Here is a 1,600-nt window from a genome sequence, read left to right on the forward strand (position 1 = left end):
CAGTCACCGGTACAATATCGGCAACTGGTCGTTTAAAAGGTGTTTTGATCCCTGTCTCAAAAACAGGGGTCAGTCCCCCTTAGATACAGGCTTTTTCTCGACTCTGTTGTTTAAGTAGAACTAGGTACCTACTTTAAATTCAAAGTTACTCCCTTATTTAGATATGGAGATGTAAAAGTTACTGTTTGTTCATTTACCCATTGTGCATCATGAGCTCCTAAAACATTTAAATCGCTCATATCCGTATTTCGTGTCACGACATGAAGAGATTCGTGATTTAGTCGTTTTTTCACCAAGGGGAATCCAGTTTGTCTATAAAAGTCATAATAATGGTTAGTTTCACCAAGACTCCAATTAGAATAGCCAATAATAAGTTTTTGTGTAGAATTAGGTGAACTAAGATAGTAATAGTCAACTTTATTATTATAAAAGAATATAAACCACCCAACGATTGCTATAGGTACAATAAAGAATGGCCCAATTACACCCCAGAAGACTTTAGACTCCTTTGTTTTGCTAACAGTTATAAGGACTATGTATAGATAGATAAAGTGCAGGACAAAAATCAAAAGATATATTGAAACCCTTAAAGAGAAAACGTATAGGCTCTTTAATGCTAAAAGATAAAAGAATAAATCTATAGTAAGAAGGATGATAGCTGACATTTTCAATATACTCTTATTACTTTTATATTTCATTTACTATAAATCCTCCTCCTTTTAATCTAGAAATGTTAAATATCGCTGCTATTAATATCAAGTGAGTAGCAACGAGGTATATAATTTTGGACTTTTCTAGGCGAGTTAAATAGATCACTCTTACTGAATATCGTAAATCCAACCTCTTCCACCTCTATAAATGTATTGACTTTATATATATCGACATTTTTAAATTCTATGGGCCTATTCCATTGTCTCGAAGGAATTAAATCCTGTTCTGCAAGACTTTCCCCGTGAAAAATGAATACACCCAGTCCATTATTAACTAATACCTCTGTTAACCCACTAACAAGATTCAATTTTTCTACAGAGTCAACTTTGATAATAGCACCATCTGATGAAAACTCAAAAAAAGAAACATTATTTTCAATTAAAGTCTCTTTTTCATATCCCAATATCATTGACTCTAAAACAAAGAAAACTGGTAAACGGAACATTCTTTGAATTAAGGAAGTAATCAGATCATGCTTGATCTCACTAATCCCTACAGTAATAGATACAAAATTATCCTTTGGAAAGTCAAAGCTATTAACTATACTTTGGTCTGAATATTGCACAAAATATTCTTTTTTCAACTTCTAGCTCCTTTAGTATTTAATCCTTTTAAACCCTTACTTTTACGTTATAAAACCATTGACCCTTTTAATGTACCAATAAACTCTTTGTAAGTGATAGCAATAATCGGGAAAACTTTAGATTTCATCCTTGAATAAAGAACATTTGTTCGTATATAATATATAGAACAAATGTTCTTTTATTTAAGGAGTTCTTTTAATGGATGATGGGCAGCTACCAAACAGAGTAATTATTTGTATAGACATGAAATCGTTTTTTGCCTCGGTTTCCTCTGTTATACGGGGGTTAGATCCGTTGAAAACAAG

General features: G+C 32.2%; 2 protein-coding genes. Both read right to left on the reverse strand.

All coding sequences use genetic code 11. From position 1 onward, the window contains the following. Nucleotides 1–128: 128 nt before the first annotated feature. Complete coding sequence (locus ACH0CI_RS28155) at nt 129–698, reverse strand: hypothetical protein (RefSeq protein WP_154992494.1); 570 nt, start codon at nt 696–698, stop codon at nt 129–131. 35 nt (nt 699–733) lie between these two features. Then, nucleotides 734–1,294 (reverse strand): hypothetical protein, encoded by a 561-nt coding sequence (locus ACH0CI_RS28160; protein ID WP_154992493.1) that lies wholly within the window; start codon nt 1,292–1,294, stop codon nt 734–736. Nucleotides 1,295–1,600 lie beyond the last annotated feature (306 nt).

Origin of the sequence: Priestia sp. 179-F W1.4 NHS (assembly GCF_045369295.1) — a bacterium.
GTDB lineage: Bacteria > Bacillota > Bacilli > Bacillales > Bacillaceae_H > Priestia > Priestia zanthoxyli.

Excerpts from the sequence above, each read along its gene's own strand:
- ACH0CI_RS28155 (WP_154992494.1), bottom strand. The coding sequence starts at position 698 with ATGAAATATAAAAGTAATAAGAGTATATTGAAAATGTCAGCTATCATC.